This window comes from Paraburkholderia sp. CNPSo 3281 (assembly GCF_024206515.1).
GTDB classification, from domain to species: Bacteria; Pseudomonadota; Gammaproteobacteria; order Burkholderiales; family Burkholderiaceae; genus Paraburkholderia; species Paraburkholderia nodosa.
The window spans coordinates 45927-60887 of the sequence record NZ_JAMBPS010000036.1; the positions used below are offsets into that span (position 1 = coordinate 45927).

The following is a 14961-nucleotide window of genomic DNA, read 5'->3' on the forward strand; positions in this document are numbered from 1 at the left end:
GTGGATCGGAATCCGAATTAATTGCGCGGAAAAAAAGCCCGCCGCCTCGAACGAGGGGCGGGCTTTTTTAGCGCCTCTTTGTACCGTTATCCCAGCAGCAGCGCGTCGTCGTCGAGCGTCTCGTGGCGGTTCTGCTCGAACATGCGCAGCAGGTCCGGCACGTCGAGGCCGCGGCGCGCATCGCCCGATACGTCGAGCACCACCTGCCCCTGGTGCAGCATCACCGTGCGCTGGCCGTAGTCGAGCGCCTGGCGCATGCTGTGCGTGACCATCATGGTCGTGAGCTTCGCCTCTTCCACGATCCGTGCGGTCAGCTCCAGCACGAACGCAGCCGTTTTCGGATCGAGCGCGGCCGTGTGCTCGTCGAGCAACAGGATGCGCGAAGGCTGCAGCGACGCCATCAGCAGACTCACCGCCTGGCGCTGGCCGCCCGAAAGCAGGCCGATGCGATCGGTCAGGCGATTTTCGAGGCCCAGATTCAACAGACGCAGCTTCGCGCGAAACAGCTCGCGATCCTGCTTTTTCAGCGCGGGGCCGAAGCCGCGGCGCTTGCCGCGCGCCATCGCGAGCGCCATGTTCTCTTCGATGGTGAGCGCCTCGCAGGTGCCGGCCATCGGGTCCTGGAACACGCGTGCGACGAGATGCGCGCGGTCCCACGCCTGCTTCTTCGTGACGTCCTGGCCGTCGATGGTGATCGTGCCGCCATCCATCCTCTGGTCGCCGCTGATTGGGTTGAGGAACGTGGACTTGCCCGCGCCGTTCGAGCCGATCACGGCCACGAACTGGCCGCTCGGAATGTCGAGCGTGAGGCCGCGCAGCGCGCGTGTTTCGATCGGCGTGCCGGGGTTGAAAGTCAGTCTGAGCCACGGGCCGCGCGACACTCGCCGGCATGGCGCTCTCCAACGCGCTGGTCGCGTTGGCCGGCGCGCTCATGCGCGGGTTCGCGCCGGTTACGCGCAGCGCGAGGCCGTATTGCGACGAGAAGAACCCGTCCACGCCGAACTTCGCGGCCAGCACGACGACGAAGAGCGCGAGCGGACGCAGCACGTAGTCGGGCAGCCATGCGGGCTGGATGATCGTGAAGACCGTGGACTCGGAAATGAGCGGCACGTTCGGTGCGCCCATCACGCGCAGGTTGATCGAATAGAGCGCGATCATCATCAGGATGCTCGCGAGCAGATCCATGATCTTCAGGCGCACGTTGAGCCAGCCGGTGATGAAGCCGGCGATGGCGCCCGCCACGATCGCACAGGCCGTGGCGAGAAACGGATCGTGACCGGCTGCGATCAGCGTGGCCGCCACGGCGCCACCCAGCGGGAAGCTGCCGTCGACGGTGAGGTCGGGGAAGTTGAGGATGCGAAACGAGATTAGCACCCCGAGGGCCACGAGACTGAAGATCAAGCCGATCTCGAGCGCGCCCAGAAGCGAGTAGAGGGACATGGGGAAGAATCCTGTTGCGGTCTGCGGCGGCGGTGCGCCGTGCCGGCGCCTTACTTCACGACCGTGGTCGCGTCCTTGAGCAAGTCGGCGGAGAGCGTCACGCCCTGCTTTTGCGCGGCGGCCGGATTCACGAATAGTTGCAGCCGGCTGCTGGTTTCCGAGGCGATCGCGCCAGGCTTCTCGCCCTTGAGAATACGCACGACGACCTTGCCCGTCTGGTGGCCGAGGTCGCTGTAGTCGATGCCGAGCGCCGCGATGGCGCCGCGCTTCACGCTGCCCGTATCCGAGGCGACGAGCGGGATCTTCGCGTCGTTGGCGACCTTCACGAGCGCTTCGTAGGCCGAAACGACGTTGTTGTCGGTGTTCGTGTAGATCACGTCGACCTTGCCGATCAGGCTTTTCGCAGCGGGGCCGATATCCACGGTGCGCGGTGCGGCGGCTTCCTTGAGCGTCATGGCCTGTTGCGCGAGCAGTGCCTTGAGCGCCTTCACGACGACGACCGAATTCGCTTCGCCGGGGTGGTAGACCATGCCGACGGTCTTCGCGTTGGGCACGACGCGCTTGATGAGCGCGACCTGCTTATCTTCCCCGAGTGCTGGGTTCTTGCGGTTTTTTCGGATCTGCACGGTGCGGCGTCGCCGGCGTCACGCGTGGCGCGAGAGCACGCGGCATGCGCCGTAGTGGTGCATGCGGGCGCGGCGAAGGAGCGAGGATACCACCGTCTCTTGCGGGGCAGGGACGCGGTGGCGGGTCAGTGAGGCGGGCGCGCCACGGTGTCGCGCGGATTAATTCGAAATTGCACGACTCGATTATCAGAAAATCCGTACTTTCGTGCGAGTTTTTCTGCTTTCGCATTGGGTGGCAGAAAGTGGATGTGATGCGAAATTTATAGTTCCATTTCAATTAGCATAAAATTTTAATTTTAATGATTTCGTAATGTTTATGCTGTCAAATCAATGATTTGGCGCGTTTTGCATTTAGGGTATTCCCGGTATATCGGTAATGTGGGGAATAATTTAATTCTGATAAAGAGTTAATATGGAATTTTATCATCAGATACGATTTGTCGATCAGATTCCGTTGAAATTAAAATAACGATCGCGAGCACGCAAAAATCAGGAAATCCAGTCATCCCATACATCCGCGCCAGCCGGTCATCACAGCCCGGTTACCGGTCCGCCACCCACCTGAAAGGCGATTTTCCGAGCTTTTTCAAGCGCTTTCCAGCATTCCCCTCTATTGACCGATGGCAAAACTCAACTCGATATCCGAAAAAACCCTTGGTTGCGATTAAATGGGATTATTGATAGCATCCGCGGGTCGCTGATTCGGGCCGGTCCACCTTTCCGGTACGAATTGCAGCGAACGGGGCAGGCGGATCGCTTGCGCAACAGAGTCTGTAACTCAGCAGTCTCTCCGAACTCAGCCGCCTACCAGGGCGCTGATACACGCCGGGCCCCGTCACGTCTTTTTCTCTGGTGCTCGTCGTGGTTGTTCCCCATTGAAGGTCATTGGGGCGCTGTTCGTTTGCGCAGGTCATTCCGTCTGACCGGTTGACCCGAAAACAATCGAGGAGCTCCTGATGATGTTGTCCCGTCTTACCGCTGTTTCCGTGGCCGCCGCGCTGCTCGCATTTGGTGCAAGCGCGAACGCCGACACCGTGAAGATCGCCATTGCCGGCCCGTTCAGCGGCCCGGTCGCCCAGTACGGCGACATGGTCAAGGCGGGCGCGCTGACTGCGATCGAGCAGATCAACGCCGCCGGCGGTGTGAACGGCAACAAGCTCGAAGCCGTCCTGATGGATGACTCGTGCGAGCCGAAGCAGGCTGTCGCCGTCGCCAACAAGATCGTTTCGCAGCACATCCAGTACGTAGTCGGCCACGTCTGCTCGGGCTCGACGATTCCCGCTTCGGACATCTACGAGAACGAAGGCGTCGTGATGGTCACGCCGTCGGCCACCGCGCCGCAGCTGACCGAAGGCAAGAAGCGCCAGTTCATCTTCCGCACCATCGGCCGCGACGACCAGCAAGGTCCGGCAGCCGCCGCCTACATCATCAACAAGGTCAAGCCGAAGAAGGTCGCGATCCTGCACGACAAGCAGTCGTACGGCCAGGGCATCGCCACCTCGGTCAAGGCCGCGCTCGACAAGGCGCACATTCCGGTCGTCGTGTTCGAAGGCATCAACGCCGGTGATTCGGACTACTCCGCAGTTGTCACGAAGCTCAAGTCGCAGGGCGTGGACTTCGTCTACTTCGGCGGCTATCACCCGGAAATGGGCCTGCTCATGCGCCAGTCGCGTGAACAGGGCGTGAAGGCCACGTTCATGGGTCCGGAAGGCGTGGGCAACAAGGACGTGACGGCCATCGCCGGCCCGGCTTCGGAAGGCATGCTCGTCACGCTGCCGGCCGACTTCGCTTCGGACCCCGCCAACGCGAAGCTCGTGAAGGCCTTCGCCGACGCCAAGCGCGACGCCAACGGCCCGTTCCAGATGCCGTCGTATGCGGCAGTCGAAGTGATCGCCGACGGCATTGCCGGCGCGAAGAGCACGGACCCGACCAAGGTCGCGGCCTACCTGCACAAGAACGCGTTCAACACGCCGATCGGCAAGGTCGAATACGACGCACAGGGCGACCTGAAGTCGTTCCGCTTCGTTGTCTACACGTGGCACAAGGACGCCACCAAGACCGCCGCGAACTGATCCCGGCGCTGCACGCTGCAAGCGCCCCGCCTTGTGTTGTGGCGGGGCGTTTTATAGCGGTTGTGCGCGCAACCAAAAAAAGGATTGGTACGGTTCCAAAGGTCTCTCATCGGCTTCACGGCCGCGGGGCTTACGCATGAATGATTTTCTTCCTCAGTTCACCCAGCAGCTCGTCAACGGGCTCACGCTGGGTGCGATCTATGCGCTGATCGCCATCGGCTACACGATGGTCTACGGCATCATCGGCATGATCAACTTCGCTCACGGCGAGATCTACATGATCGGCGCCTATGTGGGCCTCGTGACGCTCACGGCCATCGGCACCTCGGCGGGTTATCCGCTGCCGCTCGTGCTGGGCGCGGCGCTCATCGTCTCGGTGGTGGTCACCGGGCTCTACGGTTTCGCGGTCGAGCGCGTGGCGTACCGGCCGCTGCGCGGCGGGCCGCGCCTCGTGCCGCTCATCTCGGCCATCGGCATGTCGATCTTCCTGCAGAACTACGTGCAGATCGGGCAGGGCGCGCGCGACGTGTCCGTGCCGATGCTCATTGCCGGCGCGCTCGACTTCAACAGGGGCGGCAGCTTCGACGTGACGATTCCGTACTCGCGCATGCTGATCGTCGGCGTGACGCTCGTGCTGATGATCGCGCTCACCCTCTTCATCTCGCGCTCGCGAATGGGTCGCGCGTGCCGCGCCTGCGCGGAAGACATGAAGATGGCCAACCTGCTCGGCATCGACACGAACCGCGTGATCTCGTTCACCTTCGTGCTCGGCGCCATGCTCGCGGCGGTGGGCGGCGTGCTGATCGGTCTCACGATCGGCAAGCTCAATCCGTATATCGGCTTCATTGCGGGCATTAAGGCGTTTACGGCCGCGGTGCTGGGCGGTATCGGCAGTATTCCGGGCGCGATGCTCGGCGGCGTGCTGCTCGGCCTCGCCGAAACCTTCGCCTCGGGCTACATGCCTGCTGAGTACAAGGACGTCGTGGCCTTCGGCCTGCTCGTGCTCGTGCTGCTCTTCCGTCCCACCGGCCTGCTTGGCAAGCCGGACGTTGAAAAGGTGTGAGGTCGACATGAGTCAGACAGTTTCGGTCCGCGTGGCAGCGGTTGGCCCGTCCTCGTCGCAAATGGTGAAGGGCGCGCTTGCGGCCGCCGTCGCGACCATCATCCTCACGGCGCCCATTCTCGGCCTGCAGCTCACGCTGGATGGCTATCAGGTCGTGCTGCAGCAGCACTGGCGCCCGGTGTGGATCGCGGCCGCTGTGGTGTTCGTGTTTCAGCTCGTCAAGCCGATGTTTGTGCGCGCAACGAGTAGCGTGCGCTTGCCGAGAGCCCCCGCGCTTGGCGCGCGTCAGCAGCGCGTGGCGATCTGGATGCTGCTCGCGTTCGGCGCGGTGTTCCCGTTCCTTGGTTCGCGCGGCTCGATCGACGTGGCGACGCTCGCACTCATCTACGTGATTCTCGGCCTCGGCCTCAATATCGTGGTGGGCTTCGCGGGTCTGCTCGACCTCGGTTACGTGGGCTTCTACGCGGTGGGCGGTTACACGTATGCGCTGCTCAACCAGTACTTCGGCTTCACGTTCTGGGAATGCCTGCCGCTCGCGGCGCTCGCTGCGGCCACGTTCGGTTTCGTGCTCGGCTTCCCGGTGCTGCGCCTGCGTGGCGACTATCTGGCCATCGTCACGCTCGGCTTCGGCGAGATCATCCGGCTCTTGCTCAACAACCTCACGAGCATCACGGGCGGCCCGGACGGCATCTCCAGCATTCCCAAGCCCACCGTGTTCGGCTTCGAAATGGCCCGCCACGCGAGCGTGGAAGGCGCGAAGACGTTCAACGAGCTGATCGGCATCGAGTACAGCGGCGAGCACATGGTGATCTTCCTGTACCTGCTTGCGCTCGTGCTGGTGGCGTTCACGCTGTTCGTCACGAGCCGCCTGTTGCGCATGCCGATGGGCCGCGCCTGGGAAGCGCTGCGCGAAGACGAGATCGCGTGCCGCTCGCTGGGTCTGAACCCCACCCGCATCAAGCTCTCGGCGTTCACGCTGGGCGCGTCGTTCGCGGGGCTCGCCGGTGCGTTTTTCGCGGCGCGCCAGGGGCTCGTCACGCCCGAGTCGTTCACCTTCATCGAGTCGGCGCTCATTCTCGCCGTGGTGGTGCTGGGCGGCATGGGCTCGCAGCTGGGCGTGGTGCTCGCCGCGATCCTGCTCACGGCGCTGCCCGAAGTGGCGCGCGGCTTTGCCGAGTACCGCATGCTGATCTTCGGTCTGGTGATGGTGCTGATGATGATGTGGCGTCCGCAGGGCCTGTTGCCCGCGAGTCGTCCGCATGTGGAGTTGCCGCAATGAGCGCACAAGCGTTGTTGAAAGTAGCAGGCCTGCAGATGCGCTTCGGCGGTCTGCTGGCCGTGGACGGCATCGACTTCGACGTGCGTCCGAACGAAGTGTTCGCGATCATCGGGCCGAACGGCGCGGGCAAGACGACGGTGTTCAACTGTGTGGGCGGCTTCTACAAGCCCACCGCGGGCGACATCGTGCTCGAAGGCCATGCCATCACGGGCCAGCCGAGCCACCAGGTCGCGCGCCGCGGCCTCGTGCGCACGTTCCAGAACATTCGCCTCTTCAAGCAGTTGACGGTGCTGGAAAACCTCATGGTCGCGCAGCACCTGAAGGTAAACCGCAACATGCTGAGCGGCCTGTTCGCAACGCCCGCGTATCGCCGCGCCGAACGCGCCGCGCTCGAACGCGCCGCGTACTGGCTCGAGCGCGTGGGCCTGAAGCAGGTCGCGAACCGCGAGGCGGGCACGCTTTCGTACGGCCATCAGCGCCGGCTCGAAATCGCGCGCTGCATGATCACCGATCCGCGTCTGTTGATGCTCGACGAGCCCGCGGCAGGCTTGAACCCGCAGGAGAAGGTCGAGCTGCAGCAGATGGTGGACGGCCTGCGCAACGAGTTCGGAATCTCCGTACTGCTGATCGAACACGACATGAGCCTCGTGATGGGCGTGTCGGACCGCATCCTGGTGATGGAGCACGGCAAGCCGATCATGATCGGCAAGCCCGACGAAGTGCGCAACGACCCGCGCGTGATCAAGGCCTATCTCGGAGAGGACTGATGCTGAAGCTGGAAAAGGTCCATACCCACTACGGCGCGGTGGAAGCGCTGGCGGGCGTGTCGATCGAAGTGAACAAGGGCGAGATCGTCACGCTGATCGGCAGCAACGGCGCCGGCAAGACCACGCTCATGATGACCGTGTGCGGCACGCCGCGCGCTTCTGCGGGGAAAGTGACGTTCGAAGGCGAGGACATCACGCGCATGCCTACGCATGAAATCATGCGCCTGGGCATGGCGATTTCGCCGGAAGGCCGCCGCGTGTTCCCGAGCCTTACGGTGTTCGAAAACCTGCAGATGGGCGGCTTCTTCGCCTCGCAGCACGAGATCGATTCAGGCATCGAGCACGTGTTCAAGCTGTTTCCGCGCCTGAACCAGCGTGCGAAGCAGCGCGCGGGCACGATGTCGGGCGGCGAGCAGCAGATGCTCGCCATCGGCCGTGCGCTGATGAGCAAGCCGCGTTTGCTGCTGCTCGATGAACCCACGCTCGGCCTCGCGCCGCTCGTGATCGCGCAGATCTTCGACATCATCCGGACGATTCGCGAGGAGGGCGTGACGGTGTTCCTCGTCGAGCAGAACGCGAACAAGGCGCTGCAAGTGGCCGATCGCGGCTATGTGCTGGAAACCGGACGCGTGGTGCTCGCCGATAGCGCCGACAATCTGCTCGCCAACGACAACATCAAGCGCGCCTATCTGGGCGGTTGATCGTCGCAGACAAGACCGCGCTGCGGCAACGAATGTTGAATCAATCGCCGCGGGCAATCGCAAGCTGCGCGATCAAACGCATCAGCTCGGCCTGGCGGCGCGTGGTGGTTTTTGCGAACACGTGATGCAGATGCGTGCGTACGGTCGAGGGCAGCACCTGCAGCGCTTCGGCCACGTCTTTCGGGTTGAGGCCCTTGCCGACCTCGCAGGCCACGCGCGCTTCCGCCGGCGTGAGGCCGAACAGCGCGATGAGTCGCGTTTCCACGCCGCGGCGCGACGACTGCGGATCGATCACGATGAGCATGGCCGTGCCGGCGCGCGCGCCGTAGGCGAAATAGTCGGCGTGCCGGTGCGCGCCTAGCGGCGAAATGAGCGCCTGGAGCGGCTCGTCGGGCGGCTGGCGGGCGATCAGCATCGCGCCGCCGGTGCGGCCGCGCACGTCGCGCCCGACCGCGCGCGCGATCAGCGAGCGCAACTGCTGGGTGGCGGCAGCCGTGGCGGCGCTGAGCGCGGCGTGTTCGGTGCGCAGCCCGTTTGCGCGTGCGAGCTGCGCCGTGGCAGCGCGATTCGCGAACACGATGTGCGCATCGGCGTCGACGATCAGCACGCCATGCGCGAGCGCGTCGAGTGCGTCCGCGGGGGCATCTGCGCTTTGGTCGTGCGAGGCGAGGGTGCGGGCCGTGTGCCGCTGTACGCGCAAGGCATTGCGCAGATGCGGTAGCAGCGTGCGCAGCGCGTCCAGTTCGTCTTCGCTATAGAAGCGCGTTTCGTGACGCAGCGCGCCGAGCACGGCGGCCATATCGCCTTCGCGCAGCACGTTCGCGAAGGCCACTGTGTAGAAGCGCTGCGGGCGCACCCACTCCTGCACGAAGGCGCTGTGTTCCAGACTCCCCTGCGGGTGGATCATCGTGTCGGTGACGAGCGTGCCGGCGGCCCAGCGGCGCACCTGCGGCACGAGCGGATCGAAGCCGCCATAGTGCTGCGCGTACGATTGGGCAAATGAAGCGTCGATGCCATCCCATTCGGCGAGCGAGAACGTGCTTTCGGGCGGCAGCATGGTGAGATTGACGTGTTGCGCGCCGATGCGTTGCGCGATGCGCGCGCACACATCGGGCCAGCGTTGCGCGTCGAAGCCGGCGTCGTAGATCGCGTCGATCAGGCCGCTGGTTTCATCCGGCTCGCCGTGCCGCACGCGCGCGTTGTATGCAACGGTATCGATGGCCGCAGCGTGCGCGGCCGTTGTGGGCCCCATGGTGGTCTCCAGGCTGGAATTTATTAACGGCAGATGGCCTCGGGGCATGCCGCGCGAGGTTGCATATAGGGCCATGTGGCACTGCAACGACGCGAAGGGGCGCTCCAGGCGCAAATCCACGTTTGCAAACGGCAGGCGGGAGGGGACGCACTGCAACATCCCGGGGTACCTATTCTGAATGAATAGACGATAAAACCTACGATTCGCTTTCGTCAGGAGAAATTTGGGGTTTCGTTACATCCGATGCATTTCGGGTACTGGACAAGCGCGCCGCGCTCACGATAATTGAGCGTCCCCACACAGGCGCGCCGTACGGGGAAAAGGCGCTGCGCGCCAGTGAAAGTCAGAGAAAGCGGAGAGTCTTTGGATGTCTGAAGAGTACGAAGTGCATGGGCCGCACGACCACGCGGTCGAACACGCCGCGGCGGGCCATGGCGGGCACGGCGAAAGCGATCCGTTCCCCGGCCGCATGGCGGTGATGACGGCCATCCTCGCTTCGATTGGAGCGATCTTTGCCTACCAGAGCGGCAACAGCGAGAACCAGGCGCTCTATTACAAGAACGAAGCGGCGATCCGCAAGACCGAAGCCGCGAATCAATGGGCCTACTATCAGGCGAAGGGCGAGAAACAGAATCTGGCGGAACTGGGCGCGCAACTCTCTGCGCTTGCACCGAATTCGGACGCCGCGCAGAAGCGCTTCGCCGCCGACGCCGACCGCTATCGCCAGCAGAAGGAGCCGATCCGCGCGAAGGCGGAGGCGCTCGAAAAAATCGTCGAGCAGGACGATGCGCTAAGCGAGCACGTGCTGCACGGCCATCATCGCTGGGCTCAGGCCACGACACTCATCCAGATCTCGATCGCGCTCACGGCGATTACGCTGCTCACGCGGCGGCGCTGGCTGCTCAATACGTCGGTGGGCGTCGCCATCGTCGGGGTGGGGCTGGGCGCGCTGGCGTTCTTCGGCGCCTGAGCGTTCACCCGCCGCACACGATCGCCGTGAGCAGCAGCGGCACGACCGATTGCACGGTGGCGTCGCTGTTGGCTTCGCGCACGCGCGAGCGCACCTTCTCCGCGGGCGCAGACACGACCACGCCGTAGAGCGGCGAGGTGATCTCCTTGCCGGCGCCGCGCTTGAAGAGCGTGTCGTCGCGGTCGTAGCCGAGCACCACGTAAATGGGGAAGCCGAACGCGCTCAGGCGGGTGCCCCGCACCGGGCTGAACGCGTTGACCGAATTCGCTTCGACGCGGCTCGGCTCGGGCTCGATGGATTTTTCGTCGATGAGCGACGTAATGAACGTGTGGGGATCGGACTTGCAGTCGAACTGCTGGTCGCGCCCGGTGGATTGCGCATGCGCGGCCACCGGGACCAGCAGGGCGGCGGCAAGGCCGCTCAGCGCGTTCCGCAGTGTGGTGGCCGGGAACGCGAATATCACGGGAATGTGGCGCTTGGTCATGGCTACGAGCAGCAATGCCGAGAGAAGACCGGTTGATTCCGTTCGACAGCCGGGCTTCGTTCGTGTTCAAAGCTTACGGTACATAAATTGCGCGGGTCATGCGCCCGCGCACATCCGCATGCTGGATCGGGGAGGCTACAACATCGACTTCGCCTGGCTCAGGATCTTGTCGCAGACCTGCTTCGTGGCCTCCTCCTTGAGGCCGCCGCCCGTGAGGTCGAGCTTCTGTCCGTTGCCGGCCGTGAGGATGCCGCTCGTGCCCTGCGTATAGCCGCTATCCGTCGTGTTCGCGCCGCCGGGCAGCTTGCCGAGCAGCGAGTCTTTTACGTTGCTCGCGGCGTCGGCGTTCAAGTAATTGTTCTTGATGCAGTACTGCAGCACGCCGGTGACATTGCCGAGACTGTTCGAGGTGAGCGAGGGCGCCGAAAGCGAGTTGCCGAGGCCGCCCAGATTGCCGAGCGCGCCCTGTGCCGAACCGCTGTTGCTGCCGCCCTGGTTGAGCAGGTTGCCGAGCTGCGCCTGTGCGGCGCCCCAGGGGGCGAGCAGCGCCAGGGTCAGGGTGGCCATCAACGCCGTGGCGAGGCGCGGCGTGGCGACGCCCGGCGTGGCGACGCGCGGCGTGGCGACGCCCGGAACAGAGGTTTGCATACACGAATCTCCGTGGTGGTTCAGTGCGCCCTTACTATAGACGGATTCGTTTTCGCGGCTTCGCTACGTGACGCCGCACGAGCGTTCGGTCGGCGGTGCAACCGGTGCGAAGTGCGACCGCCGGGTCTCGCGTGAACGTTTCATGATGCATCTGATGATTTCATCGGTATGTCATTTGTTGCGGGCACAACGATAACGCTGCCGAAGCAAACCTGACGTTCGCCGAGGCGGATTTGTCTTAAGTGGTATGCATGGGTTGGGAATTGCGTAGGGCACACAGCGTGTGCCGGCTACGCAACGAATGAACCTGTTACAAGTGTATCTACGTTGTAAAACACTGCGTTTTCAGGCCTTTTTCGGCGATCTCCCCCGCGATTCAAGGTGGAGATTGTTTCTAACCGTAACACTTATTACGGCCCTCCTCATCGGCTGGTTTCAGGTGGTATGCTTCCTGCACAAATTCTCCCTTGCACGAGTGAGACCACGTGTATTGCGTCAATACAGTGAAAGAACGCACTGCCAGAGTGCGCGTCGCGACGCAAATGAACACGTCATCCAAGCATATGGTGCAACCGAGCTAGCCAGCGCGGGCAACAAGATCCGCAAGCCAATGCTCCGTCACTGCAGCCCCGGTCCGGCTGCGTGGAGAACAGCATGAATTTCGAAGAACTGAGCGACGACGAGTGGGTGCAGGTGTCCTCGCTCGTGTCAGATGAACCTCCTATTAGACTCAACCGGCGCGGCCGCCCTCGCGCCGAGCCGCGCGTCGTGGCTAATGCCGTCCTCTGGATTCTCACCACGGGTGAGTCGTGGTCGCGCCTGCCCGCGCGCTATCCGTCCGGGCCCACCTGCCGTCGTCGTTTCGAGGAATGGCACGGCAGCGGCACGCTGATCGAACTGGTCGAGCTGCTCTCGCAGCGCGGCCGCAAGTTCGTTTATGTGCCGCAGCCGGCGCAGGCCGATGCGCAACCCGTTGCAGTCGCAGTCGAGGAAGTCGCCGAGGACGATGGCCAGCCGGCCGTGTTCTGGAAGAGCCCCGAAGCCTGGCAGGCGCCCGCCGCGCTCGCCGACGCGCCGCTTGCCGATCCCATGGAAAGCATGATGCGTCAACTCGCGGGCGGCGAGCCGGCATTGCCCGATTCGATCGGCGCGCCTGTCGTGGCTGCTGCAACGAGTGCAGCGACCGTTGCGAGTGCGACGCGTTCGCAAAACAATGCGCCGTTCGCACCATTCTCGCCCTCGCGCGTGAGCAAGCCGGTTGCGACTCGCGCGATGCCGCGCGACGCGTTGCATCGCAGTGCGCACCCGGCGGGCGGCGTGGTGCAGGTCGCGGAATGGCGCGGCTATACGATGAGCCTCACCGTGCAGCCCGTGCGCAACCGCATGTTCCGCGGGGCCGTGGAGATTCTCAAGGATGGCAAGCGCATCGAGCGCTCGGGCCTGATCGGGCCGCCGTTCCAGGATCGCGAATCCGCGCGGAATTTCGCCTTCGACTGGGCGCGTGAGTGGCTCGATCGCGAAGGCTCGGCCGAGTCCGCATCCGGCGCTTCGTGGCCGGGTTCGCATCCCGCCAGGCAAGCCGCATCGAAGGGCGCTGCACAGAGCGCTTCGCAAACGGCGTTGCCCGGCGCCGCACCGCATGCGCCAGGCGTGACGCGCGGCGATCCGTCCAATGCCGCCGCCGAGCGCGCGTTGCCTGCGGCCGTGCCGGGCAGTGTACGGCTCGCGCCGCTGCAAGCGCCGGTACAGCGTTACACCGCCACGGGTGCACTGCTCACGGGCAGCGAAGCTCGCGAAGCCAATACGGCGTCGTCCGGCACCGCCGAGCGTCGCACTGCCGGCACCACCGGAACGCGCTACCGCACGCTCTCGCGCTGACCCTGCCAGGCCGCGCGCGCGGTGCGCGCGGCCTTCCTGCACGACCTCTCCTGCTTTCTTCACTGCCTGCCGTACTGATCGTCGAGACGCACGATATCGTCTTCACCGAGATACGAGCCCGACTGCACCTCGATGATCTCGAGCGGCATCTTGCCGGGATTTTCCAGTCGATGCGACACGCCAAGCGGGATGTACGCTGACTCGTTTTCCGAAACGATGAAGCGTTCTTCCCCACGCGTGACGAGCGCCGTGCCGCGTACGACGACCCAATGCTCGGCGCGATGGTGATGCATCTGCAGCGAGAGGCGGGCGCCCGGTTCGACCACGATCCGCTTGACCTGGAAGCGCTCGCCGCTGTCCACGCTGTCGTAATGACCCCACGGGCGATGCACGAGGCGGTGCGCCACGGCTTCGGTGCGGCGTTCCTGCTTCAGGCGCTGCACGATCTTCTTGACGTCCTGGGCGCGCGAGCGGTCGGCGACGAGCAGGGCGTCCGGGGTCTCCACGACCACGAGGTCCTTCGTGCCGAGGCAGGCCACGAGCCGGCCGTCCGAATGCGCGAAGGTGTCGCTGGCGCCTTCGAACATCACGCGGCCGTGCGCGACGTTGCCTTCGTCGTCCTTGGGCGAAACCTGCCAGACGGTGTCCCATGAACCGAGGTCGGTCCAGCCGGCCGTGAGCGGCACGACCACACCGCTTGCGACCGTCGGGTCGCCGGAGAGCGGTTCCATCACGGCATAGTCGATCGAGTTGGAAGGCGAACGTGCGAACGCTTCGCTATCTACGCGGAAGAAGTCGCCGTCAGCCTTGCCGTGCTCGATCGATTCCGCGCATGCGGAGTAGATGGCCGGATGGAAATGGCGAATCGCCTTGAGCCAGGTCGAGGCGCGCACGATGAAAATGCCGCTGTTCCACCAGTAGCGCTGCGAAGCGACGTACTGCTGCGCCAGCTCGAAGTAGGGCTTTTCTACGAAACCGTTCAGACGCCGCGCACCGTTCGGTTCGGCGTTCGCGAGCGGCTCGCCCACGTGAATGTAGCCATAGCCCACTTCGGGATGCGTGGGCACGATGCCCATCGTCACGATCTGACCGTTCGTCGCATGACGCACGCCTTCGGCCACTGTGTTCTGGAATGCTTCGAGGTCGGCGAGCGCATGGTCGGCCGGCATCACCACGAGAATGCCGTCTTCCTGATTTGCCACCACCGACATCGCGGCGATCGTGAGCGCGGGTGCCGTGTCGCGGCCCACGGGCTCGAGAATCAGGCGCGCATGCTTGCCCGCCGCGCGAACCTGCTCGGCGGTGGTGAATCGATGTTCTTCATTGCAGACGATCAGCAACTCCTCTGCGAGCGTCACGCGCTCGGCGAGCGCATCGAGGCGGCCCGCGGTGTTGGCAAGCAGCGACTGCTCGCCAACGAGGTTGATCATCTGCTTCGGATATTGCTCGCGCGACAGTGGCCACAGCCGCGAGCCCGCGCCGCCCGCCAGCACCACAGGGCATACCTGCAATGCACTGCGCGTTTCGGCACGCGTCTGGGACGCTTTTGCCGATGCCGTAGCGGAACCCGTATCCATCATCTCGCTCTCCTGTAAAAGGTATCGGTGATGCAATTTGTAGCATGCTTAAAATCGTCATAAATAGAGTCGTAAAGAAGAAAACGGAAAATATTCAAATTAATTTTAAATCACCCTACCGTCACACCGTAATTCAGATAAAAAATTCAATAAAAATTACGTCGCCGGCCTCTGAAATTTCTTGTCAGAACCCAAAATCAGGCG

Annotated in this window: 12 protein-coding genes and 2 pseudogenes; 7 read left to right on the top strand and 7 right to left on the bottom strand. The window is 63.8% G+C overall.

Annotated features, from left to right (window positions below; all coding sequences use genetic code 11):
- Positions 1–86 precede the first annotated feature (86 nt).
- The 3 genes and pseudogenes from M3I56_RS27805 to M3I56_RS27815 all read right to left on the bottom strand — a co-directional run.
- Positions 87–881 (bottom strand): ABC transporter ATP-binding protein, encoded by a 795-nt coding sequence (locus M3I56_RS27805; RefSeq protein ID WP_254356692.1) that lies wholly within the window; start codon positions 879–881, stop codon positions 87–89.
- Positions 856–1440 (bottom strand): annotated as a pseudogene (locus M3I56_RS27810) (ABC transporter permease); the annotation flags it as partial. The gene M3I56_RS27805 and the pseudogene M3I56_RS27810, both read right to left, overlap by 26 nt.
- A 50-nt stretch (positions 1441–1490) precedes the next feature.
- Positions 1491–2024: pseudogene (locus M3I56_RS27815) on the bottom strand (ABC transporter substrate-binding protein); the annotation flags it as partial.
- A gap of 998 nt (positions 2025–3022) precedes the next feature.
- On the opposite strand from M3I56_RS27815, the gene M3I56_RS27820 reads away from it, so the two are divergent.
- The 5 genes from M3I56_RS27820 to M3I56_RS27840 all read left to right on the top strand — a co-directional run bounded on the left by M3I56_RS27820 (position 3023) and on the right by M3I56_RS27840 (position 7948).
- The gene (locus M3I56_RS27820; protein WP_028203110.1) at positions 3023–4138 is read left to right on the top strand and encodes a branched-chain amino acid ABC transporter substrate-binding protein; all 1116 of its coding nucleotides are present in this window, start codon (positions 3023–3025) and stop codon (positions 4136–4138) included.
- Between the two features lie 136 nt (positions 4139–4274).
- On the top strand, positions 4275–5201 hold the full coding sequence (gene livH / locus M3I56_RS27825; RefSeq protein ID WP_254356693.1) for a high-affinity branched-chain amino acid ABC transporter permease LivH: 927 nt from the start codon (positions 4275–4277) through the stop codon (positions 5199–5201).
- A 7-nt stretch (positions 5202–5208) separates the two neighbouring features.
- Entirely contained in the window at positions 5209–6480 is a 1272-nt protein-coding gene (locus M3I56_RS27830) for a high-affinity branched-chain amino acid ABC transporter permease LivM (RefSeq protein WP_254356694.1), read from the top strand.
- Complete coding sequence (gene livG, locus M3I56_RS27835; protein ID WP_133180235.1) at positions 6477–7247, top strand: high-affinity branched-chain amino acid ABC transporter ATP-binding protein LivG; 771 nt, start codon at positions 6477–6479, stop codon at positions 7245–7247. Before M3I56_RS27830 ends, livG begins: the two co-directional genes overlap by 4 nt.
- Positions 7247–7948: an ABC transporter ATP-binding protein gene (locus M3I56_RS27840; protein WP_254332196.1), complete on the top strand. Its 702-nt coding sequence runs from the start codon at positions 7247–7249 to the stop codon at positions 7946–7948. The genes livG and M3I56_RS27840 overlap by 1 nt, the downstream gene beginning before the upstream one ends.
- 40 nt (positions 7949–7988) lie before the next feature.
- Here M3I56_RS27840 and M3I56_RS27845 read toward each other — a convergent pair whose 3' ends face one another.
- Entirely contained in the window at positions 7989–9200 is a 1212-nt protein-coding gene (locus tag M3I56_RS27845) for a helix-turn-helix transcriptional regulator (RefSeq protein WP_254356695.1), read from the bottom strand.
- 367 nt (positions 9201–9567) lie between these two features.
- Between M3I56_RS27845 and M3I56_RS27850 the strand changes: the two genes are divergently transcribed.
- The gene (locus tag M3I56_RS27850) at positions 9568–10170 is read left to right on the top strand and encodes a DUF4337 domain-containing protein (RefSeq protein ID WP_254356696.1); all 603 of its coding nucleotides are present in this window, start codon (positions 9568–9570) and stop codon (positions 10168–10170) included.
- A 4-nt stretch (positions 10171–10174) separates the two neighbouring features.
- On the opposite strand, the gene M3I56_RS27855 is transcribed toward M3I56_RS27850, so the two are convergent.
- On the bottom strand, positions 10175–10654 hold the full coding sequence (locus M3I56_RS27855) for a hypothetical protein (RefSeq protein ID WP_254356697.1): 480 nt from the start codon (positions 10652–10654) through the stop codon (positions 10175–10177).
- A gap of 135 nt (positions 10655–10789) precedes the next feature.
- Positions 10790–11221, bottom strand: a complete 432-nt coding sequence (locus M3I56_RS27860) for a DUF2501 domain-containing protein (RefSeq protein ID WP_035512583.1) — start codon at positions 11219–11221, stop codon at positions 10790–10792.
- A 735-nt stretch (positions 11222–11956) separates the two neighbouring features.
- On the opposite strand from M3I56_RS27860, the gene M3I56_RS27865 reads away from it, so the two are divergent.
- Positions 11957–13180 (top strand): transposase, encoded by a 1224-nt coding sequence (locus tag M3I56_RS27865; protein WP_254356698.1) that lies wholly within the window; start codon positions 11957–11959, stop codon positions 13178–13180.
- A gap of 59 nt (positions 13181–13239) precedes the next feature.
- Here M3I56_RS27865 and M3I56_RS27870 read toward each other — a convergent pair whose 3' ends face one another.
- Entirely contained in the window at positions 13240–14760 is a 1521-nt protein-coding gene (locus tag M3I56_RS27870) for a mannose-1-phosphate guanylyltransferase/mannose-6-phosphate isomerase (RefSeq protein ID WP_254356699.1), read from the bottom strand.
- Between the last annotated feature and the right edge of the window lie 201 nt (positions 14761–14961).

Excerpts from the sequence above, each read along its gene's own strand:
- M3I56_RS27820 (WP_028203110.1), top strand. The coding sequence starts at position 3,023 with ATGATGTTGTCCCGTCTTACCGCTGTTTCCGTGGCCGCCGCGCTGCTC.
- livH (WP_254356693.1), top strand. The coding sequence starts at position 4,275 with ATGAATGATTTTCTTCCTCAGTTCACCCAGCAGCTCGTCAACGGGCTC.
- M3I56_RS27830 (WP_254356694.1), top strand. The coding sequence starts at position 5,209 with ATGAGTCAGACAGTTTCGGTCCGCGTGGCAGCGGTTGGCCCGTCCTCG.
- livG (WP_133180235.1), top strand. The coding sequence starts at position 6,477 with ATGAGCGCACAAGCGTTGTTGAAAGTAGCAGGCCTGCAGATGCGCTTC.
- M3I56_RS27840 (WP_254332196.1), top strand. The coding sequence starts at position 7,247 with ATGCTGAAGCTGGAAAAGGTCCATACCCACTACGGCGCGGTGGAAGCG.
- M3I56_RS27845 (WP_254356695.1), bottom strand. The coding sequence starts at position 9,200 with ATGGGGCCCACAACGGCCGCGCACGCTGCGGCCATCGATACCGTTGCA.
- M3I56_RS27850 (WP_254356696.1), top strand. The coding sequence starts at position 9,568 with ATGTCTGAAGAGTACGAAGTGCATGGGCCGCACGACCACGCGGTCGAA.
- M3I56_RS27855 (WP_254356697.1), bottom strand. The coding sequence starts at position 10,654 with ATGACCAAGCGCCACATTCCCGTGATATTCGCGTTCCCGGCCACCACA.
- M3I56_RS27860 (WP_035512583.1), bottom strand. The coding sequence starts at position 11,221 with ATGGCCACCCTGACCCTGGCGCTGCTCGCCCCCTGGGGCGCCGCACAG.
- M3I56_RS27865 (WP_254356698.1), top strand. The coding sequence starts at position 11,957 with ATGAATTTCGAAGAACTGAGCGACGACGAGTGGGTGCAGGTGTCCTCG.
- M3I56_RS27870 (WP_254356699.1), bottom strand. The coding sequence starts at position 14,760 with ATGATGGATACGGGTTCCGCTACGGCATCGGCAAAAGCGTCCCAGACG.